The organism is Paenibacillus sp. EC2-1 (genome assembly GCF_049311625.1).
In the GTDB taxonomy this organism is placed as follows: domain Bacteria; phylum Bacillota; class Bacilli; order Paenibacillales; family Paenibacillaceae; genus Paenibacillus_AQ.
The window spans coordinates 2,863,246-2,884,792 of the sequence record NZ_CP186006.1; the positions used below are offsets into that span (position 1 = coordinate 2,863,246).

19 protein-coding genes are annotated in these 21,547 nt (G+C 41.6%); 5 read left to right on the top strand and 14 right to left on the bottom strand.

Annotation, left to right across the window (positions count from 1 at the left end; genetic code table 11):
* Positions 1 to 119: 119 nt before the first annotated feature.
* The 3 genes from ACK8P5_RS13525 to ACK8P5_RS13535 all read right to left on the bottom strand — a co-directional run bounded on the left by ACK8P5_RS13525 (position 120) and on the right by ACK8P5_RS13535 (position 1,856).
* A complete protein-coding gene (locus ACK8P5_RS13525; protein WP_422656800.1) occupies positions 120 to 848 on the bottom strand; it encodes a Stf0 family sulfotransferase in 729 nt (242 codons plus the stop codon).
* 14 nt (positions 849 to 862) lie between these two features.
* Positions 863 to 1,459, bottom strand: coding sequence for an adenylyl-sulfate kinase (cysC, locus tag ACK8P5_RS13530; protein ID WP_422656801.1), 597 nt, complete (start codon positions 1,457 to 1,459; stop codon positions 863 to 865).
* Positions 1,460 to 1,592: 133 nt separating this feature from the next.
* Positions 1,593 to 1,856 carry a CD3324 family protein gene (locus tag ACK8P5_RS13535; protein ID WP_422656802.1) on the bottom strand — a complete coding sequence of 88 codons (264 nt, stop codon included), beginning with the start codon at positions 1,854 to 1,856 and terminating at the stop codon, positions 1,593 to 1,595.
* A gap of 382 nt (positions 1,857 to 2,238) precedes the next feature.
* Between ACK8P5_RS13535 and ACK8P5_RS13540 the strand changes: the two genes are divergently transcribed.
* Positions 2,239 to 3,975, top strand: a complete 1,737-nt coding sequence (locus ACK8P5_RS13540; protein ID WP_422656803.1) for an ABC transporter ATP-binding protein — start codon at positions 2,239 to 2,241, stop codon at positions 3,973 to 3,975.
* Entirely contained in the window at positions 3,968 to 5,812 is a 1,845-nt protein-coding gene (locus ACK8P5_RS13545; RefSeq protein WP_422656804.1) for an ABC transporter ATP-binding protein, read from the top strand. The genes ACK8P5_RS13540 and ACK8P5_RS13545 overlap by 8 nt, the downstream gene beginning before the upstream one ends.
* A 104-nt stretch (positions 5,813 to 5,916) precedes the next feature.
* Here ACK8P5_RS13545 and ACK8P5_RS13550 read toward each other — a convergent pair whose 3' ends face one another.
* The 6 genes from ACK8P5_RS13550 to ACK8P5_RS13575 all read right to left on the bottom strand — a co-directional run bounded on the left by ACK8P5_RS13550 (position 5,917) and on the right by ACK8P5_RS13575 (position 11,203).
* The gene (locus ACK8P5_RS13550; RefSeq protein WP_422656805.1) at positions 5,917 to 7,167 is read right to left on the bottom strand and encodes an MFS transporter; all 1,251 of its coding nucleotides are present in this window, start codon (positions 7,165 to 7,167) and stop codon (positions 5,917 to 5,919) included.
* 243 nt (positions 7,168 to 7,410) lie between these two features.
* Positions 7,411 to 8,166 carry a hypothetical protein gene (locus tag ACK8P5_RS13555; RefSeq protein ID WP_422656806.1) on the bottom strand — a complete coding sequence of 252 codons (756 nt, stop codon included), beginning with the start codon at positions 8,164 to 8,166 and terminating at the stop codon, positions 7,411 to 7,413.
* 99 nt (positions 8,167 to 8,265) lie between these two features.
* Positions 8,266 to 9,240 (bottom strand): hypothetical protein, encoded by a 975-nt coding sequence (locus ACK8P5_RS13560; protein WP_422656807.1) that lies wholly within the window; start codon positions 9,238 to 9,240, stop codon positions 8,266 to 8,268.
* On the bottom strand, positions 9,201 to 9,782 hold the full coding sequence (locus ACK8P5_RS13565) for an RNA polymerase sigma factor (protein ID WP_422656808.1): 582 nt from the start codon (positions 9,780 to 9,782) through the stop codon (positions 9,201 to 9,203). The genes ACK8P5_RS13560 and ACK8P5_RS13565 overlap by 40 nt, the downstream gene beginning before the upstream one ends.
* Positions 9,783 to 9,951: 169 nt before the next feature.
* The gene (locus tag ACK8P5_RS13570) at positions 9,952 to 10,395 is read right to left on the bottom strand and encodes an SMI1/KNR4 family protein (protein ID WP_422656809.1); all 444 of its coding nucleotides are present in this window, start codon (positions 10,393 to 10,395) and stop codon (positions 9,952 to 9,954) included.
* A 190-nt stretch (positions 10,396 to 10,585) separates the two neighbouring features.
* On the bottom strand, positions 10,586 to 11,203 hold the full coding sequence (locus ACK8P5_RS13575; RefSeq protein WP_422656810.1) for a TetR/AcrR family transcriptional regulator: 618 nt from the start codon (positions 11,201 to 11,203) through the stop codon (positions 10,586 to 10,588).
* Between the two features lie 150 nt (positions 11,204 to 11,353).
* On the opposite strand from ACK8P5_RS13575, the gene ACK8P5_RS13580 reads away from it, so the two are divergent.
* The gene (locus ACK8P5_RS13580; protein WP_422656811.1) at positions 11,354 to 12,598 is read left to right on the top strand and encodes an MFS transporter; all 1,245 of its coding nucleotides are present in this window, start codon (positions 11,354 to 11,356) and stop codon (positions 12,596 to 12,598) included.
* A gap of 135 nt (positions 12,599 to 12,733) precedes the next feature.
* Here ACK8P5_RS13580 and thrS read toward each other — a convergent pair whose 3' ends face one another.
* Positions 12,734 to 14,647 (bottom strand): threonine--tRNA ligase, encoded by a 1,914-nt coding sequence (thrS, locus tag ACK8P5_RS13585; RefSeq protein WP_422656812.1) that lies wholly within the window; start codon positions 14,645 to 14,647, stop codon positions 12,734 to 12,736.
* A 189-nt stretch (positions 14,648 to 14,836) separates the two neighbouring features.
* Between thrS and ACK8P5_RS13590 the strand changes: the two genes are divergently transcribed.
* The gene (locus ACK8P5_RS13590) at positions 14,837 to 15,040 is read left to right on the top strand and encodes a hypothetical protein (RefSeq protein ID WP_422656813.1); all 204 of its coding nucleotides are present in this window, start codon (positions 14,837 to 14,839) and stop codon (positions 15,038 to 15,040) included.
* Positions 15,041 to 15,190: 150 nt separating this feature from the next.
* Positions 15,191 to 15,364 carry a hypothetical protein gene (locus ACK8P5_RS13595; protein WP_422656814.1) on the top strand — a complete coding sequence of 58 codons (174 nt, stop codon included), beginning with the start codon at positions 15,191 to 15,193 and terminating at the stop codon, positions 15,362 to 15,364.
* Between the two features lie 99 nt (positions 15,365 to 15,463).
* Here ACK8P5_RS13595 and ACK8P5_RS13600 read toward each other — a convergent pair whose 3' ends face one another.
* The 4 genes from ACK8P5_RS13600 to treC form a co-directional block, all read right to left on the bottom strand.
* Positions 15,464 to 16,618 carry an AI-2E family transporter gene (locus ACK8P5_RS13600; protein WP_422656815.1) on the bottom strand — a complete coding sequence of 385 codons (1,155 nt, stop codon included), beginning with the start codon at positions 16,616 to 16,618 and terminating at the stop codon, positions 15,464 to 15,466.
* A gap of 171 nt (positions 16,619 to 16,789) precedes the next feature.
* Positions 16,790 to 17,503 carry a trehalose operon repressor gene (gene treR / locus ACK8P5_RS13605; RefSeq protein WP_422656816.1) on the bottom strand — a complete coding sequence of 238 codons (714 nt, stop codon included), beginning with the start codon at positions 17,501 to 17,503 and terminating at the stop codon, positions 16,790 to 16,792.
* A gap of 61 nt (positions 17,504 to 17,564) precedes the next feature.
* Complete coding sequence (treP, locus tag ACK8P5_RS13610; protein WP_422656817.1) at positions 17,565 to 19,604, bottom strand: PTS system trehalose-specific EIIBC component; 2,040 nt, start codon at positions 19,602 to 19,604, stop codon at positions 17,565 to 17,567.
* 41 nt (positions 19,605 to 19,645) lie between these two features.
* Positions 19,646 to 21,361 carry an alpha,alpha-phosphotrehalase gene (gene treC, locus ACK8P5_RS13615; protein ID WP_422656818.1) on the bottom strand — a complete coding sequence of 572 codons (1,716 nt, stop codon included), beginning with the start codon at positions 21,359 to 21,361 and terminating at the stop codon, positions 19,646 to 19,648.
* Between the last annotated feature and the right edge of the window lie 186 nt (positions 21,362 to 21,547).

Sequence of the window (21,547 nt, forward strand, 5' to 3'; positions counted from 1 at the left end):
CCTACTATTATTTATCGACTTTCTACCAAATTTTATAAAGTGATTTCCCGAAACAGTATGTAAAATAAATGAGAATTGACAAAAAACCGCCGTAATGACGGTCTTCTATTATGATTATTTTACCAACGTTCATTTTCCCATTGATGCTGGTTATCTCTGCGAAACCGCTGGACCCATTCTTCGGCTACATCATCTGCCAGTTTATCTAAAGCCGGCGGGGCAACGCTGACACAATCGGATGGAATATTGAGAAACTGGAGTACTTTCATGACCGTCCTTTCATAATCTTGAATAAAATCCTCGTATACGATTGTCAGCGGGATAATACCCGATTCCGTTAAGAAATCCTCGATTGCTGCTTCGCGCATCATGCTCTCGTTGGCCAAATGCCGGATTGCTTCATAATTGTACTGATCAGATATTTCATGTTCCTTCGGTATATCTCCAAGCTCTCGATGCCATTCACCGGAGACAATTGCACGCCACCATGAAACAGCTAATCTAACTTTGTTACGGCGTGTCATATAAATATGCTTACAATTCGGAAATGCTGTACTCCACACTTCTGCACGTGATGTATGTGCCGGAAGTTCGAACATCGTGCGAAATGCATCGATCCATTTCTGCTCAAAACTCATCTTTAAACCGAATACACCATTCGATGTGGTTCCACATTCCCATATTTGTCTAAGATCATCTATTTTTAACGTATCGGGGTTTTTATGCTCAAAATGTAGCCATTCATTAGGGTCTCCTGCCACTCCTGTTGAGGCTAGTGCCTTATTCAAAAGTGTACTTCCAGTCCGTTGAGAGAACCAGATCGTATAGCTTAATTTAGGTTGTGTCATATTAATCCTCCTTCTCAAACATCCTGAATCGCAAACTTATTAATAATGAGTCCAGTAAGTTCAGTTACGCATACATGGATAGATTTATATTCCGTGTCTATGGTCAATTCAGACCGTGTGGGCACTTCATAAATAGCATCAATACCTGTGAAATTTCGTATTTCACCCCGTCTTGCTTTATGATAAAGTCCTTTGGGATCACGTCTTTCACATGCTGTTAATGAGCATTTCACATAGATTTCCACATAATCTTTTGGTTGATATCGAAGTCTAATCTTCTCTCTTACTTCACTTGAAGGTGAAATCAAGGGAAGAAGAACGATAAAACCAACACGTAAGAACATTTCGGCTACTTCGGCAGCTCGGCGCAGATTTTCTTCTCGATCTGCCTCCGAAAAGCCAAGGTCTCGATTTAATCCAGCTCTTAAGTGATCTCCATCGATAACAACACATTTAAATCCTTGGTCGATTAAGTTCTTCTCAACATTTTGACTAAGTGTTGTTTTACCAGAACCAGACAAACCGGTGAACCACACGATCCCTCCTCTGTGTCCGTTCAGGTGTTCATGCACTGCTCTCTCTATTTCAATCCCCCCTAGATTAGAAGACATCTCTCTCACATCTGATCAAATAAATTCTAATATCATTCATCGCTCTAATATATGTAATGAACTTTTAGGAATCATTCTTCACATAAAAAGGGCAACATTTGGATTCATATCCAATGTGACCCTTACAAGATTATTATGATTTAGAATATACAATTTTCTTAATGCTATCATTAGAAAGAAAAAAGCTTTCCGTGAGCTGATCTATCGTAATACCTTGTGCAAATTGTTGACGAATTTCTTGATTTCGTTGATTTATGTGTTTCCTACTGCCTGAATTTACGCCCCATCCCTTACGCTCTCCATCAGGTTTAGGAATATATATGGTGACTCCCTGAATATATTTCTGAACTTCCCTTAGCAGTTCCTCTGGTAGTATATCAGCCTTTACATATTTCATGATTACTCTACCCCTTAAATAATGAATTCTAAGGTAGCAAAGTCTTCATATAAACTGATCTTCCCATTGTAGGACTCCGGCGGCTTAATATATAGCTTTATGCAAACAACCGCCGTTGTTTATAATACAGACTCTGCATAAAGCTTATACTCTTTCTCGTCCAACATACCTATTCTCCTCCTTCAACTAAAGTAATGTTTCAAGTATAGCATGATATCCGTTCCATAATAATCCTTTTAAAGCAATGACTATAACAATTACTTATTGAATAACTTCTCTAAGATAGGCTCTATCATCTCATTATTTCTTTGACAACTCCTTCAATCATGGATTAACTTGGTATTTAGCTAAAATTAATTATCAAAGAAGGTGTTGTGGACTCTTGCTTAAGCTATTTTCTTATTTACGACCCCACTGGGCTGCTGCTCTACTCGCCCCGCTCTTAATGCTACTGGAAGTCGCCATGGATTTATTACAACCTATATTAATGGCAAGCATTATCGATAAGGGTGTTAAGCAAAATGATCTTTCACACATTCAAAGTATAGGCTTTATGATGGTCTGTGCAGCAATGATCGGGCTCATCGGCGGTGTTGGATGTACGATATTCTCCTCTATTGCTTCACAACGCTTTGGTGCTGATCTCAGGGATGATCTGTTCCGTAAAGTCCAGACATTATCATTTCGCAATCTGGACGAATTGTCGACGGGCTCACTAATTACTAGACTCACTAATGATATTGTACAAATTCAAACAATGATCCAGATGCTCTTACGTGTTTTTGTACGTTCACCGCTCCTAGCCATCGGAAGTATTATCATGGCAATTATTATTAGTCCAAAACTGGCCATTATCCTAGCCTTGGCAGTTCCTTTATTGTTTATTATCATGTTCTTGCTCATCCGAGCTACACTCCCGTTGTTCTCAGTCATTCAGCAAAAGTTAGATAAAGTAAACTCTGTACTGAAAGAGAACTTAGCAGGCATTCGCGTATCCAAAGCTTTTGTGAGAAGAGATTACGAGAATAGACGTTTTAACAACGCTAATGAAGACTTCACACAAGTGTCTGTTAAAACCCAACGGATCGTAGCCATCAATATGCCGATTCTAACGATGATTTTAAATATAAGTATTGTTGCTGTACTCTGGTTCGGAGGTAAGGATGCTATTGACGGTTCTTTCGAAGTCGGAAATCTGATCGCATTTATTAACTATGTAACTCAGGTTCTCTTCTCCGTATCTTCCGTTGCCATGATGCTGGTTCGGATTTCAACAGCTAAAGTTTCAGCGGACCGGATTCAAGAGGTGTTATCGACAGAGTCCGAGATCAAGACACCTATCTTTCCTGAGAGGGATGCTTATCATCATGGTGAGGTCACATTCGATCAAGTTAATTTTTCCTATCAGCCGGGTATCCTTGAGCCCGTTCTCCGCAATCTTAATTTTACAGCTCGGCCAGGTCAGACGATAGCCATTATGGGTGCAACTGGAGCAGGTAAATCATCACTCGTTTCTCTGATTCCTCGTCTATACGACGTGAGTGAAGGTCGCATTCTGATCGACGGTACGGATGTTCGTAGCTATGATCTGTCCGCACTCCGAGGTTTGATAGGAATTGTACTTCAAGAATCCATCCTCTTCTCCGGCACGATTGCGGAAAATATCCGCTACGGTAAACCCGAAGCGTCCGATGAAGAAGTGATTGCAGCCGCTAAAGCCGCGCAGGCCCATGAATTTATCACTGCGATGCCGGATGGCTATGAAACAAAGCTGGGACAACGTGGTATCAATCTTTCTGGTGGTCAGAAGCAGCGGATTGCGATTGCTCGGGCATTGCTACTACGACCCTCCATTCTTATTCTTGATGACAGCACAAGCGCTATCGATATGGGAACGGAATTCAAGCTGCAGAAAGAATTGGCTCAGCTTATGCATGGACGGACCTGCTTTTTGATCGCTCAACGAATATCTTCCGTTATCGATGCGGACAAAATCTTGATTCTAGATGAGGGCAATATCGTGGCAGAAGGAACTCACCAAGAATTGCTTTCTTCTTGTGAAATCTATCAAGATATATATGAGTCCCAGTTCGGCAAGGAGGTGCCTTCTTATGGCTAAACCGGAAGAACAGCGACAAACAACAAACAGTGAGACACCGGATCTTAGCTTGAGAGGCGGCGGCCCGATGCGAGGGGTGACTGTAGGCAAAGCTAAGCCGAAAAACACGATGCAAACATTGAAGCGGATTTGGGGATACATTCGTCCCCACCGTAAAGGTATGATCGCAGTATTTCTGTTTACCTTGATTACTACAATCCTATCACTTACCGCCCCTTATCTTCTTGGAAAAGCGGTAGACGATTATATTATTCCCGGTAATTATAAGGGATTAATTGGCTTGTGTGCTTTTCTCCTTGCCGTTTATACAGGTACTGCTCTTACAGCTTGGCTTCAGCAGCATGTGATGGTGAAAGTGTCACAATTGTCCGTTCAGCAAATGAGGCGAGATATTTTTACTAGACTGCAGCTGCTTCCCTTACGTTTCTTCGATACGAAGACTCATGGCGAGCTTATGAGCCGCACAACCAATGACATTGAGAATGTTTCAGGCACGCTTAATTCAAGTGTAACGCAGCTTATCTCCAGTGTGCTATCACTTATCGGGGCTCTATCCATCATGCTGTATCTAAATATATGGCTAACAATATTAAGTATGGTGACCATTCCTTTTGTCATGCTGTTTACTAAGACTGTTTCAAGTCGTACACGAAAGCACTTTTCTAAACAGCAATCACACCTTGGAGAGCTTAATGGTTTTATTGAGGAGACGGTTTCTGGACAGAAGGTAGTTCAGGTATACCGTCGGGAAAAATATGCCGCTGAGCAGTTTGATGAAATGAATACAAAGCTAACGAATGCTAGTATTGGGGCTCAGATCTATTCGGGGACGGTTGGTCCTGTAATGAACGTATTGAATAACTTAAGCTTCGCTCTTATCGCTGCCGTGGGTGGATATATGTCATTCAAAGGCTTTACAAGTGTTGGTGTAGTTGTGGCATTTTTGAACTACTCTAAGCAATTCCAGCGTCCGCTAAACGATTTAGCGAATCAGTTCAACCTGGTTCAATCCGCAATTGCAGGAGCTGAGCGAGCATTTGAGGTGATCGATACAGAGACGGAATATTCGGCTAACAGTGATACGTTAAAATCCAGTGGAATCCGTGGTAACGTACAGTTCGACCGAGTGTCCTTCAGTTACAAGGAAGGAGTACCTATTCTAAATGAGATCTCACTTACCGCAAGTCCGGGACAGACCATTGCGCTTGTAGGCCCAACAGGTGCAGGAAAAACAACCATCATTAATCTGCTTACGCGTTTCTATGAGATCGAATCAGGTACGGTTACAATTGATGGTATGGATATAAGGCACATGAATAAAGACCACCTTCGCAGCAAGCTCGGAATCGTTCTTCAGGATGCTTATGTGTTCTCGGACACCATTCGAGAAAATATAAAATATGGACGCCTAGATGCTACGAATGAGGAGATTGAAACGGCAGCAAGACTAGCCAATGCACATGATTTCATCATGAAGCTACCTCAGGGCTATGATACACTCATTACCTCTGGCGGCGGTAACTTGAGTCAAGGGCAAAGACAATTAATTACCATTGCACGAGCTGTACTTGCGGATCCAGCCATTCTCATCCTCGACGAAGCAACAAGTAGTATTGATACACGAACAGAGATGCATATTCAAGCAGCAATGAAGACACTTATGGAGGGCCGTACTAGCTTTGTCATCGCTCACCGTCTAAGCACAATTAGGGAAGCTGATCAAATCTTAGTTATCAATGGAGGCGGTATTTCCGAACGCGGTACGCATGAGGAACTTCTCGCTAAGAAGGGCTTTTATCATAAACTGTATAACAGTCAGTTTAAGATATCTGGCTAGTTAGTAGATGTAGGTAACGAGATATAGTTAGACATAAAGACCCCGTGCTTAACGGGGTCTTTATGTCTGGTTTACTTTCATTTTTTTAAAAAAACCTGGCTTTGCTATTCAGCAGCGTGTACCTGTTCAGTAGGCTTTCCAGCTTCAACCAATTTTTTATTGGAGTAGAACAACAGGGTCAACACAAGAAGAATGATCCCTGTTCCAATCAATAGCCACTCGATGTCGATAACATCTGCGAGCGGACCGAATATCAACATCCCCATTGGCATCATCGACGTTGAGATCATACTAAAGACGCCGAAAATGCGTCCTAAATAATTAGCATCTACTTTTTCTTGGATCAGAACAGTTGTTGGAGTATTGAAAATAGGCATCGCAATACCGAAGGCGGCCATTACAGCTAAATAGATCCAAAAGACTGGAACAATACCAAGTGCAACGGTACATACGCCCATAATTAGACTGGCGAAAGTCATCGTATACACTTTATTTTTAAAACCACCCCATGATGCAATAATTCCCCCGCCTGCCATCATGCCAACGGAGAAAGCAATTTCGATAGCGGTTAGTCTCCAGACGTCGTCCCCAAAAGTACGTGTCACTTGAAGGGGTGTCAAGAAAGCCGCAGGCGCCATAAATATGAAGAAAAAGGCGAAAAAGATAAAAAAGGTTTTTAAAAAGGCATGTTGTCTTATATAGACTAGGCCCTGTTTAAAATCATCCAAGTAACCTGTTGTTTGCGTAGCAGTAGCTTTTTGGTGTAATGGAATTTTGAGAAAAAAGAACAAAGTTAGAATCGCTATCGCCGCTGTAATGACATCAATAAATAATATCATTTCGATGGACGCCATCGATAGTATGGCGGCACTGACAATCGGTGCTACGAACATCATAAGCGCTTGCAGGCTGCCATTGATTCCGTTCACTTTAGTCAATTGTTCTTGGGGTACAATCTGCGGAAGAATGGCACCCACTGCAGGCGTCTGAATGCCTGCTCCAAGTGCACGTACAGCAGCTATGACGAACAACAGCCACATGGCTTCGTATCCCATCATAAACGTAATTGCTAGAATCAGCGTAACGATTGCAATCATCGCATCCGATAGCATAATGAGAGTTTTACGGTTAAATCTATCCGCCCATACACCAGCAAAAGGCGACAGTAGGAAGGTCGGGATGAATCCGCATATAATGTACAGCGTCATCATGATCCCTGACTGTGTTGTTAAGGTTATGTGCCACATGATGGCATATTGAACCAAGGCAGAACCAAACAACGAAAGAGTCTGGCTGCTTAAAAAGAGAATGATGTTTCTTTTCCAAAACCTCTGTTCGTTCTCATACTGAGACATTGCATTAATCCTTTCTTATTAAATCATCCATAAATACTTATTCAACGATTATAACCAAATATTACTGACTTATATAACCATTGCGATGGTCATTCCCCCTGTCCATTATCACTAATAAAATAACTTTACCATACAAATCGGTTCTTCATTTCTTTTTAATTGCTCATGTTATGACTTAACTCTCTCTGTATCAATATGAAATAAAAGCCCTCTCCCATCAGAGGGAGCGGGCCAAGATACTATTTAATCTGCAAGTACTAATTTAGCGAAACGGAGAACGTCCGATTTTGCACTCTCCGCCCAGATCGTATAACGAATCTGATTATCCTCGTCATACCAGCTCAAACTATCCTTACCTTTCGAGTCAGTTGTGTACGTACATTCTACACCGTTAATTTGTATGGTTTCTGCGGTTAGATTGGGCAGCACTGGCGTTCCATCAGTTGGTTTTGACGGTTCCATGTATGTAGCAACTAGGTCCACTTCTGTTTTGCCTTTTACATATTGAAGAACAATACTTAAAGATTCGGTAACTTTAACCGATTTGGTGTATATCTGTTTACCTCCTTTTTTCGCCTGTGCCTTTAATTCTTGCTCCAGCGATTTGTACAATGTGGATGATTCACTTGGATCCTTCAAGTAAACGATTCCGCTCTTGAATTGATAACCTTCTGGAAGAATCGATGGCATGGTTAAAGTCGGAGCATTAAGCTTCTGCGCATTCGCGATGTGTGATTTATAATCTTTCGCGACGTAGCCTTTCCCAGCAAATGATATCCGGTCCAACGGATTAAACTTTTTATCGGGAACATAATAGGCTACCATTTGACCAGGCTTTAAATTGTTTTGCAACTTGTTAATTACCTCTTGAATCGAGGATGCTTTCTTCTCAGAACTAACCTGAGCTGTTGATAAATTTGTAGCATATGCGTTCGTTGTTCCAACGATCATCATCGCTACAATAAGAGATAACACCATTTTCCTCTTTACTCTAATCATGTAATTCGTGCTCCTTTCGCCTCTTCGGCATCTCATTTTTTCAATTCACAACGTATAACAACGAACTCAAGTAAAAAGGGACGCTTTTCAGCGATTTTTTCAATCTCTTATTATTCCTTCAGCGATTTTTACGAACTCATTGTTCGTTAACGGTTCCTTAGGATCATCTGTGATAGTGAATAACACAGTTTCATCACGATTTAGCCAAGTTAATCTGCGATTTAGATACTTTTGGGCCGGATCGGATGATAAAATCAGTTCCGTTCCTTTTAATGATAGCTTCTCAGCTGAATCTGTAAGAACTTGTGCTGGCGAACCCGGCGTTCGTACAAAAGCAATAATCTTTAACTGGCGATCTCCTTTGTGATACTTGACCACTGTAGAGGCTGCTTTCGAAGGAGGGACCATTTTATAGAACAATGCCTGATCATCGTCGGATTCCGCTGCTCTATCCATCAAATCCTTTAGGATAACCTCATATTCGGGAGTATTAGGAGCAGGCTCACTTGTTGCTTGAACAAGACCAGATTCAAAGATGTATCCATCCGGAACAAAGCCATCAAGATTATGTATCATAGGTGCTTTCAAACGTTGTATTTCTTTAGTAAGGTCATCATAAGTGGAGCTCACAACCGGTTCATAATAATAATGTAGAAGATTATACTGATCTGCTTCATTCATCTTTTCATCCTTCAGATAGAAAATGGCACTCTCTCCCGGTTTCAAGTTTTTCTTCAATTCCGATTTATATTCATCTAATCGATTACCGTAATTTTCTGAGCGAGAGCTGCTCTGATGTGGTCTTGTTTCTAGAATGATCTTACCCTCTTTGTTCTTAATCTGTATCCAGTGGGTGCTCGCATACACTGTCATGCTAGAGAGAACCAGAAGTGCGGATAGTGAGGCAATCAGAACTTTTCTGCGCCGTTTGACTGGATGATTTCTACTATTTCTCTGATGGATTTTCCTTAATTTCTGCATGATGGAGGGAGACATGTCGAAATCTTCAGGGTTAGAGTTAATTTCCATGCTTCTCAACATTTGATCTTTATCGGACTCATCTCGTTCCCGCATTGCTCTTCACCTTCCTTCTCTCCGATCCATTTGATCGTTTTCTGTTTGATCCGCATATATTTTTTCTTGACAGCATCCGTATTCTTATCCAAAATCATAGCAATTTCAGCGAATGGCTTCTCTTCAAAAACTCTCAACACTAGTAAATTTCGTTCATCAGCTGAGAGCCTTGACATCGCATATTCGAGGGGCGCACTGAACCATTGTCGATCAAGCTTTTGCTCAGGACTCTCTGTAATACCTGAGGTTCTAAGAAGACGATGTACGCGCTGACGGATTACACGCTTACGCAGTAAGTTGAGACAGTGATGATACGCGATTTTATAAAGCCAAGCTGAGAATGACACTTTCGGTTCATATGTAAACAGCTTTGTATATGCTTTGATGAATATATCCTGAACGGCGTCCTGTGCATCGTGTTTACAACCGAGCATACGGCAGCAATATACATAAATCTGTTTTTGATACATTTCGACGATGGGCTGAAAATCCTCCACTTCACCAGCCTTTACACTTTTTACATACTCATCTATAGAATTCAACGCTAAGTCTCACCTCTACTTCTCTTTGTTTATGAGGTATAACACTTCATCTTTCGGAAAAGGGACACTTCACACCATAAATAGCCATAAAAAAACTCACACCAAATGGTGAGTTTTTTTATGGCTTTTCACAAGTCTCGAAGTAAGAGGGCGTAGTTAAGAACTTACCTTACCATTCGTAGAAATTCTCCTCGAGCAAATCTTCAAATGATTCCGCCAATAACCTAATCTCCCCTGTATCATGATACCCAATGTACACATGTCCTGACGGATTAATAAAGATCGGATCACCTGATCCATCCATCGATATGACATAACTGATATCTAAGATCTCAGCAAAGGGATGGTCCTTGAACTGTTCTCGGAACGATCTTGTCAAATCAATGACCGTCTCCTTACCAAGGCTAGAACCATTGGAGAATCCGTGTACGGGAAGACCTGCGTAAGCGCCTCCAAACATCCGAAGAAACTGTACATAATCCTTATGAAAGCTTACATTTAACAGTTGTTCAGCATGATTGATTTCATCTTGGCTCGCTGGATGCCCAACGAGGGCAAGATTATCCTCTCGAAGAAGCATTAACTTTAATCTCTTAATTAACGACTCTTTCATAGTAGTACCACCTTTCTCCGGAAGAATAGTAACGCTTCATCTAACTCCTTTCATCTTACACTTTTATCCATTTTATTTCTAGTTATTAGGATTCATGTTACATCAGTTTTTTTACATGACGAATTGTAATATGAAGTGCCACAGCAAAAAAATAAATAGACCAAGAATAATTCGTATAATATGGAAGCTACTAGGCATCTGTTCCCAAGTCAGGTTTTGTGCTTGGGGGTGCAGTGAGTAACGACAGCGCTGAGTCGATACAATTATCGATCCATTCTCTATTAGGATTTGATTTTTTTAATACAGTAATCCCGATGAACGCTACCACTAAAGACTGAGCCATTGCCCGGCAGTTGACCGATCCATCAATCTCTCCGGAGGTCACCCCCCGTTCAAGCGTAGCCTCAAATATCGCTGCCAAATACTGTTGATGCTCTCGTGTCAATATTTCAAACTTTGCGTCGTGCGGAGCCAGTTCCACCATTGTATTAATGCAGAAGCAGCCATTACGCTCGTTCGTTCCGTTAGGGAATGCCCCTTCCAGAAACAGGAGCCGAAAAGCAGTCATGACACTCGAAATTTTATTTAGCTTCAAGCGAACCGATTTAGAATGTAATTGGTTATAATTTCGAAGAGCTGATTCAAACAAAGACATTTTGTCTCCGTATGCAGCATATAAACTAGGTTTCTGAATCCCCATGCGAGATGTTAAGTCACTTAGAGAAGTAGCCTCGTACCCTTTTTCCCAAAAAACATGCATAGCTTCTGTTAACGCCTTTTGTTCATCGAACTCACGAATTCTAGCCATAACGCCTCCCGATAAATACCTTTTGGTACATTAAATATGATATCTAAACATTTAATATAGGTCAATTTTTCGTTGACATCCTTTATTTTATATGAGTTAATTGGATTTGTAAATAAAATACCGATCGGTATAGAATATGGAGGTTCTTTAATGTCAAGTTCCCCGAAGATCCGTCCGAATTACATTGAATCACAAGCTCAACTTTCGAGCGCAGTGCTTTTACTGTATGCGATCATTTGCGGTTCGGCTGTAGCCACAGTTTATTATTCCCAACCTTTACTTGATGCGATTGCTTTAGAATTTGGCATCAAGAGCACTATCATCGGGACGGTAGTAACAGTGACTCAAATGTGTTATGCATTTGGATTGTTTTTCCTGGTTCCGCTAGGAGATTTGATTGACCCACGCCGGCTTGTAACCGGGATGTTGGTGTTTATAGCCATCGCTCTAAGTATCGTTGCGTTGGCTTCTAATACTTTTTCTCTGTTCATCGGTATGGGAATGGTTGGGTTCCAGGCTGTAGTTGCACAAGTCCTTGTTGCACTTGTTGCTAATCGAGCGTCATTGCACAGTCGTGGCCGGGCCATTGGAGTCGTTACGAGTGGTATCGTAGTAGGGATTCTACTGGGCCGCACCTTCTCGGGTACCTTAGCAGATATAGCCGGTTGGCGATCCGTTTATATAGTCACGGCAGTAATCATGATCTGCATGGCTTATCTATTCCTAACCGTTACACCCGCTACACCGCGTCGGCCAAGTCAAAACACGTATCGGGAAATGCTCAGCTCCATGAGGGATTTATTCGTTCAAATACCGCTATTGAGAATTCGTGGACTACTTGCCTTCTTCATTTTTTTAGATTTTAGTATTTTATGGTCCTCAATGGTATTGCCGTTGAGCTCTCCTCCACTTTCGTTCACCCACAGTATCATTGGATTGTTTGGACTTGCTGGTGTAGCCGGGGCGGTTGCCGCCAACAGTGCGGGACGACTGGCAGACCGAGGACTAGGGCAACGAACGACTGGCTTCGCTTTGTTACTGCTAATGTTTTCTTGGCTACCAATAGGGTTACTACATCATTCCATGTGGCTATTTATCATAGGGGTCATTATGTTGGATTTCGCAGTGCAGGCGGTTCACGTTACTAATCAGAGCATGATTTTAAGTGTTCGTCCAGGAGCGAGGAGCAGGCTAACCGCAGGGTACATGATCTTTTATTCTTTTGGAAGCGCAACAGGTGCGGTATTGTCGACCTGGATTTATTCTTGGGCTGGATGGTTCGGCGTGTGCATACTGGGAATCCTGGTAAGCATGATAGCGTTGTTTTTTTGGGCATGTACTTTGAAAATTTCCTATCGATCTACTAATGACAGCAATGAAGTAGAGGCCGGATAAATGAGTTCTTCGTTGTCTAATTAAAATTACTTCCGCACATACAGCAAATACTGTCGTACTTAGCTTGACAATCCTTGACATGCAAAAAAGTCGCGAATAACGCGACTTTTTTGCATCTAGATTCTTGAGTTTCTTTTACTGTTTATGACGAATTTCCTCTTGTATCAACTCGGCAATCTCTTGCAAACTTCTTAAACCAAGGTCACCCTCACCTCTTCTTCTTACTGAGACCTGACCCGAATTTTTCTCTTTCTCACCGAGGACAAATATATACGGTGCTTTTTCAAGCTGTGCTTCACGAATCTTGTATCCAAGTTTTTCATTCCGCACATCTACCTCAGTACGAATCCCGCTCTCCTCTAGCCACTTCTTCACTTGAAACGCATAATCGAGGTAATTCTCGGATACAGGCAATAACTTTACTTGCACGGGTGATAACCAAATCGGAAAAGCCCCAGCAAAATGCTCAGTAAGAATACCAATAAATCGATCTATTGAACCGTAAACAGCACGGTGGATCACAACGGGGCGATGCTTCTGATTATCTTCACCGATGTACGAAAGATCGAAGTTCTCAGGCATTTGGAAATCCAGTTGTATCGTTCCACATTGCCAACTTCGTTTAAGTGCATCCAGTATATGAAAGTCAATCTTAGGACCGTAGAAAGCCCCATCTCCTTCATTCACACGGTATTCTATACCACGCTTATCTAGCACATTTCGTAACGAATCTTCTGCCTTCTGCCACAGTTCTTCTGAACCCATATAATCTTCTGGCCTTGTAGACAGTTCTATTTTATATTCAAAACCAAATACTTGATAAATATGACCAATCAGTTCAATAACTCGACCGATCTCATCCTCAATCTGATCTGGTAAAACAAATAGGTGTGCGTCATCTTGACAGAAAGTACGTACTCTCATCATCCCGTTTAACGCTCCTGAGAATTCATGACGGTGTACCTGACCAAACTCCGATATTCGAATTGGCAATTCTCGATAGGAATGCAGATTGTTTTTGAAAATCAACATATGTCCCGGACAGTTCATTGGTTTAAGGGCAAACTTTGTTTCATCCACATTAGTAAAATACATATTGTCTTTATAATGATCCCAATGTCCTGATTGCTCCCACAATCGATTATTCATCATAAGAGGTGTGCGCACTTCATCGTACTCCCGCTGCCTTTGCAACTCGCGCGCATAGTTTTCGAGTTCTGTACGGATTATCATCCCCTTGGGGAGATAGAAAGGCATACCGGGTGCTTCTTCAGAGAACATAAACAACTCAAGTTCTTTGCCAAGCTTACGGTGGTCTCGTTTCTTGGCTTCTTCTAATACATGGAGATGTCTCTCAAGATGCGCTTTCTTTAAAAAAGAAGTCCCATAGATTCTTTGCAGCATTTTATTGTCCGAATCTCCACGCCAGTAGGCTCCTGCTACATTCATCAACTTGAAAGCTTTGATCCGACCTGTTGAGGGAAGATGAGGGCCTCTGCATAGATCAAAAAATTCACCTTGATCGTAGATGCTAATGACAGCATCCTCCGGTAACTCCTGAATTAACTCCAACTTAAATGGTTCTCCAAGTTCTTCATAGATGGTTTTGGCCTCGGAGCGGCTTACGATCCGCCGGACGATGGGTAAGTTCTCTTGGATAATTCTTGTCATCTCTTCTTCAATTGTGGAAAGATCATCGATGGATAACGGTTTCTCTATATCCAGATCATAATAGAAGCCATCTTCAATGACCGGTCCAATGCCGAGCCTTACATTCTTTTCTCCATAAATACGCTTTATAGCTTGAGCCAACACATGCGCTGTACTATGTCTATATATATTCAAACCATCCGAGCTATCAAGCGTAACTATTTCGATTAGACTATCCTGTTCGATCGGCTGCTGAAGATCAACAAGCTTACCGTTTATCTTTCCGGCGATGGCGCTCTTTTTCAGACTGGCACTAATAGACTCTGCCACTTGTTTTATCGTCGTTCCTTGTGAATACCCCTTCTTTGTTCCATCTGGCAAAATAACATTGATCTCCATGATTAGCCTCCATTTCTGTCTTTATCGTAATATTTGAACGCAAAAAAACGCCTCTCTCCCAAGCAAGGGACGAGTGCGTTCAGCTCGTGGTTCCACCCTGATTTGACCTATAACGCTACATGCACTGCGATTCAGCAAAGCATGAAAACGTAAGGTCCTCATTTGGGATCCGGTAACGGGGATCATTCGGTGACGATTACAGCCGTGAATACAGATCAACGGGTTCAACGCCGCAGCTACAAAGGGGTAATTTCACTACCGGTTACTGAAGAAGCTTGCAGCTTACACTTCTCTCTCTGGACAGTTCGTGAAGGAAATCATGTCTTTGGTCCATGCCTCATTTGTATTTCTTGGAATGAATCTTACATGAATACTTTCAAGAAAGTCAAGTAATAATTTTTTATGATCAAATGTCGTAAAAGATAAGAACACCTGAAAATGACCGTGGAAAACGATAAAATAGGCACTATAAAAGGCTGTAATATAAACATAATAAACATCCTTTTCATACATTAGGATTAAACTGACTTTTGGGGTGAAATGATGGCCAAACCCAGAAAGAAAAGTAATGCCACTCTTGAAGAGTTATCATCCATCGAATTAGCCAAGATTGGGCTTACTTTAGCTGCAATTGGAGATGTTATTGGTTATCTCTCCATTGTTAAAGCCGAAGAAGAGGAAAGACTCCGTGCAGCCGAGAAGAATTCAAGATCCTAGGTATATTTAAACACAAAAGAACCCCCGTCCTTTAGACTGTTTAGCCAATGGACGAGGGTCTACTTACATATACACATCTTTTATCCTACTTGAATATCGTTATTTCAACTGGTTACTGTTCGGTGGATCATATAAACCAGAAGTGTCTTTAAACCACTCAAAAATATGTGAGACACAAACCTTCAGCACCGCATATCCAGGAACAGCCAGCAGAATACCTACCACACCAAATAAATTTCCTGAGGTAAGTATTACAAAAATAATGGTGATGGGGTGTATTTTGAGTGTTTTGCCCATGATTTGTGGTGATATGAATTTCCCTTCAATCAACTGTACAATAGTCCAAACTGCTACCATCTTCAATAACATGACTGGAGATGTAACTATGGCCACAATGAGTGCAGGCGTAATTGCAATTGCGGGTCCAAGATACGGAACAATGCTAGTGAACGAAGCAATAATAGCAAGGATTAAGGCATAGTCCAATCCAATAATCATATAACCGATATACAGCAGAATACCAATACAGAAACTGACGATAATCTGCCCACGGATGAATGAGCTGATCTGATGATTTATGTCATGAAGTACATGCATTATTCCAGTACGACTCTTCGTTGGTAAGAAAGACAGAATCTTATGTGGCAATCTCTTTCCGTCCTTCAGCATGTAAAACAAAATAAAAGGTACTGTCACAATTGCCAACACAATCTCTGTGAATGCACCGAGAAAACCTCCCACTCTGGTCCATGTCTGGTTAAGCAGTTCTGAAGCCTTCTTAGTAATCGTGTTCCACCAATCTTGCGAGCTAACGCTCACAGCTTCTTGCAATTGGCTAAACAACTTGCTGCCTGTAAGTTCCTCGAATTGTTGCCTAACATTTTCGCTATATTCAGGGAAACTGTCCACCAACCCTGTAATCTGGTTTCGTAGTACAGGTATGACCGCTAAGACAACCACTGTCAGAATACCAGCAATCAAAAGATATAGCATGAGAATAGACCAGCCGCGTTTGATGTTTCTTTTCTCCATAATATCTACAAGAGGATTGAGTAGGTAGTACAGTATACCCGATAAGATGATCGGTAACACGATTGTCTTAATCAATACTTCAAGTGGATGTAGAACAAATGAGATTTTACTCAGTACAAGTACATTAAGTCCCACCAAAAGCAGGATAAGCAATAGGAGCACAAACTTGTTGTTAAGAAAAAATCTTTTGAATCGATCCGGCCAAATGCGGGGTTGTTCCATAAATGTCCTCCCTTAGTTATGTATCCTTAATATTAAATAAATTAATATGGATATTCTTCGATATTCAATCAACGAATGAACATGCGCCTACTCCATTATACTGTCCTACAATCAAGAAAAGAAGACACCCTCATCAAGGATGCCTTCTTAGCTAGAATACGACAACTGTTACTAAATCCGTCTTGCAAAATCGACAAATTGAAATTTGTCTAATCGATGCCTTGACTCTGTGAATTGAAAGAGTGTTGTATCCTCCAAATGAACATATCCCCTGACGACTACGACATGTGTGTCATGGTTTATATCCATGTATTCACGATCCATCTCTGTAGCTCGTTCTACTGATATGATTTTCTCTGCATAACTAATCTTGAAATTAAGCTCCTGTTCGAGATACTCATAAATCGAATCTTCAGCGATATCCTTTGTCATATTGGCAACGATATCAGCTAAGAAGTAATCGATATCTAGAATGATACGTTCACCGTCAATTTCTCTTGCGCGAATGACCTTCCATACGTATTGATCTGAACGAATATGAAGTTCTTTTGCGATCAGATCACCTGCCAGAACACGTTCCGTTACATAAACAAGGGTTCGACTCTTTTTACCTAATCGTTCAGAAACTTCTTTGTAACTAACGAGTCCCGTTATCGGGAAATTCATCCTCCCCATGTCCAGAACAAAGGAGCCTTTCCCTTTCACTTTGTTAATATACCCATTCTGGGCAAGCAGATTAAGTCCCTTACGCACCGTTTCTCTGGACGTATTATAAGTAATGGTTAGTTCATTCTCAGAAGGAAGCTTACTTCCAGGTTTTAAAAGTCCTGCATCGATCTGTTCGGCATAATCCTTGTAAAGTGTTAAGAATATATTGTTTGTCATCTCATAATCACCATCGATATTGTACCATGATTTGATGTAATTTCATTCATTCTTATCGATGCTATTGTGAATCAGAATCAAGTGACACTTGAAGAATGGTTGTCACACCTTGCGTGGCTTCACCTATATTTTCTATGATTTCTTGAATACCATCCTGACCGTCAGGAACAAGAATCGGCGTAATGATAGGGAGTCCTGCTTGTTTAATACGATCGATATCGAATTCCAGAAGAAGCTGCCCTTTCTTAATACTCGCACCTGTCTCCACATGGGCTGTAAACCCTTCACCTTTTAAGGACACGGTGTTAATTCCGACATGAATCAAAACTTGGAGCCCGTTTGAATCGGATAGTATAACTGCATGTTTACTCTTCTTAATCAGGTGCGCCACAGTCCCATCGAATGGTGCGTATACCTTCCCGTCGGATGGAATAATGGCAACGCCTTGCCCCATTTGTTTCTCTGCAAAAGCAGGGTCAGGTACTTCAGATAGAGGTACTACTTCACCATTCATTGGAGCTGTAATATCTACTGTAACCTTCTGAGAATTGCCTGTTCCTGAATCTGTTGGTGTAGACTTCATGATGTTAGCATCATCAGCAGCGAGCTCAGCATCGGATTCTGTCGTTGCTGCCTGTTCATGGGTTACGGATTGTAGCTTACTTTCTTGCGGCACTCCATTTGATGGTCTAGAAATAAGATATCTTCCGTAGAGCAGAGTCCCTGTGAATGGAACCACTAGTACTACAGCCATTCCAAGGAAGAACACGCCCCATTGGTTTGGGAAGATGGACAAGAATCCTGGTATACCACCTACTCCAATAGATGATGCAAGTACATTATTCATTGCCAGAATTACACCCGCAATACCCGAGCCGATCATTCCGAAGATGAAGGGATATTTATGACGTACGTTCACACCAAAAATAGCGGGCTCAGTAACACCCAGAAATGCAGATATGGACGAAGTTACCGCAAGCCCTTTCGCTTTCTGTTCTCTTAGGATGAACATCATCGCTAGTGCTGCTGCACCTTGAGCAATATTAGACAAGGCGAGCATTGGCCATAGGAATGTCCCACCTTCACTACCGATCAACTGGAAATCTACAGCAAGGAAGGTATGGTGCATTCCTGTAATCACGAGTAGTGAGTACAATCCACCGTATATCAAACCGCCGAGAGCAGCAAAAGAATCAAATATACTTACAAGTCCAGAGGTAAGAACGTTACCAATCGCAAACGTAATAGGTCCAACTACAATAAATGCAAGGAAACCAGTCACCAATAGAGCCACGGGTGCTACAACTAGTAATTTGATCGAATCGTGCACTCGTTTATTTAGAAACATCTCAATCTTTGCCAAAATGTAAGCGGACACGAGTACAGGTAACACTTGACCTTGATATCCGATCTTCTCAATCTCAAACCCAAACAAATTCCATACCGGTACGGTGCCTTCTAATTTAGCATCTGCATATTGATTCGCGCTCAGGAGGTCCGGATTCACTAGAATCAGACCTAGCACAATCCCAAGCAGTGGATTTCCTCCGAATTGACGCACAGCAGACCAGCCGATTAAGACCGGTAAGAAGGTAAAGGCCGTACTTGCAATCAAATTAATGATCGAGGCTACGTCTGCCCACTGAGGATGTACATCAATAAGCGACTTGCCTTCATAAAAGATCCCTGCACCTGTTAGGATATTATTGATTCCGAGCAGAAGACCTGCCATTACAATCGCTGGGAGAATCGGAATAAAGATATCCGCAAGTGTTTTAATGGCTCGTTGCAGCGGATTTTGTTTTTTACTAGCGAGTGCTTTCACATCATCTTTACTAGCTCTAGAGCCTCCAGTTATGTCAATCATCTCATCATAGACTTGATCGACAAGTCCTGGTCCAATGACGACCTGAAACTGTCCTTGAGATGAGAACTGTCCTTTTACAAGATCATTGGCGTCCAAAGCTTGAGCATCCACCTTACTTTCATCAACAAGTGAAAATCTTAACCTGGTTACGCAATGTGTAGCAGCCTCAATATTATTCTTGCCGCCAACAGCTTCTATGATCCGTTCGACATTTTTGCGATTGATATTCGCCATAGCCATTCTCTCCTGACTCTATAGAATAAATAAGTATAATATTACGAATTCTTGATCAACCACATATAAGATCCGTACGGCTGGATATTCATTCGCTTTGAAAGCACTGGTTCTTCATCAGTATTGCCTATTAGAAGCTTCACACGACTAGCCCTTGAAAGACCTACGGAGAACCACTCTGGAAGTTCAAAAGTTGCCTCTTCCTTACTAAAATTAGATATCACAACGATAGACTCTTCCTCATTTATTCTTGCATAGGCATAGATTTGGGGATGACTTTCATCCAGGCGTATATACTTGCCGTCAATAAGGACCGGTAGTTCTTTTCGCAACTCAATTAATTTTCGATAATGATGATAGATTGAATCGTCGTCCTCTACCTGTGCTTTGGCATTAATATGAGGATATCGTTCATCGATCTTTATCCATGGGGTTCCAGATGTAAATCCTGCTTGATCACTATCATCCCATAGCATAGGAAGTCTTGAGTTATCCCTCGATCGGACACTGACAATGTGAGCTGCCTCCTCAGGGGTCTTGCCTCTCTTGAGCAGAATATCGTACATATTCCGTGACTCGATATCTCGGAACTCGGATATATCCTTCCACTTGGGATCCGGCATACCGATCTCTTCTCCTTGATAGACATAAGGTGTACCTTGTAAACCGTGAAGTGTGGTAGCAAGCAGCTTCGCACTTTCAATTCTGTACTCATCATCATCCGTAAAGCGGGTAAGAGCCCTTGGTTGATCATGATTGTTCCAGAATAACGCGTTCCAACCGCCACCCTCTTGCATTCCAATTTGCCAATCAGAAAGTACTGTTTTTAACTCTTCAAAATCGTAGGGCTTAAGCTCCCACTTTTGTCCATTGGGATAGTCCACCTTCAGGTGATGAAAGTTAAAAGTCATAGAGAACTCGTGTTCCTCCGGATTCGAATAGCGGATGCAATGTGCGAGTGTCGTGGATGACATCTCACCAACCGTAATGATGTTGTATGGTCTGAACACTTTTTCATTCAGTTCTTTAACATATTCGTGTACTCGTGGCCCATCGGTGTAGAATTTACGCCCATCCCCTGGAGGGATGCTGCCATCATCATTTGGGAAACACTGGTCTTTGGAGATCAAGTTAATGACATCCATTCTGAAACCGTCTACACCCTTCTTCGCCCAAAATGTCAGCAAATCCACAACTTCTTGCCTAACCTTCTCGTTCTCCCAATTGAGATCTGCTTGTGTCTTATCAAATAACGTCAAAAAATACTGTCCTGTTCCTTCATCAAACTGCCAAGCAGGTCCACCGAATTTAGACTGCCAATTATTTGGCGGCCCCCCATCCTCTGCAGGATCTTTCCAGATGTAATAATCGCGATAGGGATTATCACGTGAAGACCTCGCTTCTTTGAACCAGTGATGCTCAGTCGATGAGTGATTGACTACAATATCGATCATGAGATGCATGTTTCTCTTTTTCAGTTCATGAACAAGCTCGTCAAAATCCTCCATCGTTCCATATGCTGGATCAATATTGTAATAATCCGCTACATCGTAACCGTTATCATTTTGCGGAGATACGTATACCGGTTGAAGCCATACGATATCAATTCCAAGCCCTTTTATATAATCAAGCTTCTCAGTTAAACCACGAATATCCCCCGTACCACTACCTGTTGTATCATTAAAGCTCTTAGGGTACACCTGATAAACTGTTGAAGTTCTCCACCAATCTTGGGACTGGTTTCTCTGCATTTGCATGATTATTAGCCCTCCCCTTCATCTTGTATATACAAGTTGTCTATGGCAACATAGTATACTTGTATATACAGGAAGTCAACCACTTAACAATAAATACCCATTTCGGCACATATTAGACTACAATTTCGCATTATTTTCATAAAAATAAAAAAAAGCCGCATCGCTGCGACTCTCTTCTACATTTAT

What these genes read in the sequence shown, in the direction of transcription:
- ACK8P5_RS13545 (WP_422656804.1), top strand. Translation starts at nt 3,968, where the DNA reads ATGGCTAAACCGGAAGAACAGCGACAAACAACAAACAGTGAGACACCG.
- ACK8P5_RS13550 (WP_422656805.1), bottom strand. Translation starts at nt 7,167, where the DNA reads ATGTCTCAGTATGAGAACGAACAGAGGTTTTGGAAAAGAAACATCATT.
- ACK8P5_RS13600 (WP_422656815.1), bottom strand. Translation starts at nt 16,618, where the DNA reads ATGGAACAACCCCGCATTTGGCCGGATCGATTCAAAAGATTTTTTCTT.
- treC (WP_422656818.1), bottom strand. Translation starts at nt 21,361, where the DNA reads ATGCAAATGCAGAGAAACCAGTCCCAAGATTGGTGGAGAACTTCAACA.
- ACK8P5_RS13595 (WP_422656814.1), top strand. Translation starts at nt 15,191, where the DNA reads ATGGCCAAACCCAGAAAGAAAAGTAATGCCACTCTTGAAGAGTTATCA.
- ACK8P5_RS13525 (WP_422656800.1), bottom strand. Translation starts at nt 848, where the DNA reads ATGACACAACCTAAATTAAGCTATACGATCTGGTTCTCTCAACGGACT.
- treR (WP_422656816.1), bottom strand. Translation starts at nt 17,503, where the DNA reads ATGACAAACAATATATTCTTAACACTTTACAAGGATTATGCCGAACAG.
- thrS (WP_422656812.1), bottom strand. Translation starts at nt 14,647, where the DNA reads ATGGAGATCAATGTTATTTTGCCAGATGGAACAAAGAAGGGGTATTCA.
- ACK8P5_RS13555 (WP_422656806.1), bottom strand. Translation starts at nt 8,166, where the DNA reads ATGATTAGAGTAAAGAGGAAAATGGTGTTATCTCTTATTGTAGCGATG.
- ACK8P5_RS13535 (WP_422656802.1), bottom strand. Translation starts at nt 1,856, where the DNA reads ATGAAATATGTAAAGGCTGATATACTACCAGAGGAACTGCTAAGGGAA.
- cysC (WP_422656801.1), bottom strand. Translation starts at nt 1,459, where the DNA reads ATGTCTTCTAATCTAGGGGGGATTGAAATAGAGAGAGCAGTGCATGAA.
- treP (WP_422656817.1), bottom strand. Translation starts at nt 19,604, where the DNA reads ATGGCGAATATCAATCGCAAAAATGTCGAACGGATCATAGAAGCTGTT.
- ACK8P5_RS13570 (WP_422656809.1), bottom strand. Translation starts at nt 10,395, where the DNA reads ATGAAAGAGTCGTTAATTAAGAGATTAAAGTTAATGCTTCTTCGAGAG.
- ACK8P5_RS13580 (WP_422656811.1), top strand. Translation starts at nt 11,354, where the DNA reads ATGTCAAGTTCCCCGAAGATCCGTCCGAATTACATTGAATCACAAGCT.
- ACK8P5_RS13575 (WP_422656810.1), bottom strand. Translation starts at nt 11,203, where the DNA reads ATGGCTAGAATTCGTGAGTTCGATGAACAAAAGGCGTTAACAGAAGCT.
- ACK8P5_RS13560 (WP_422656807.1), bottom strand. Translation starts at nt 9,240, where the DNA reads ATGCGGGAACGAGATGAGTCCGATAAAGATCAAATGTTGAGAAGCATG.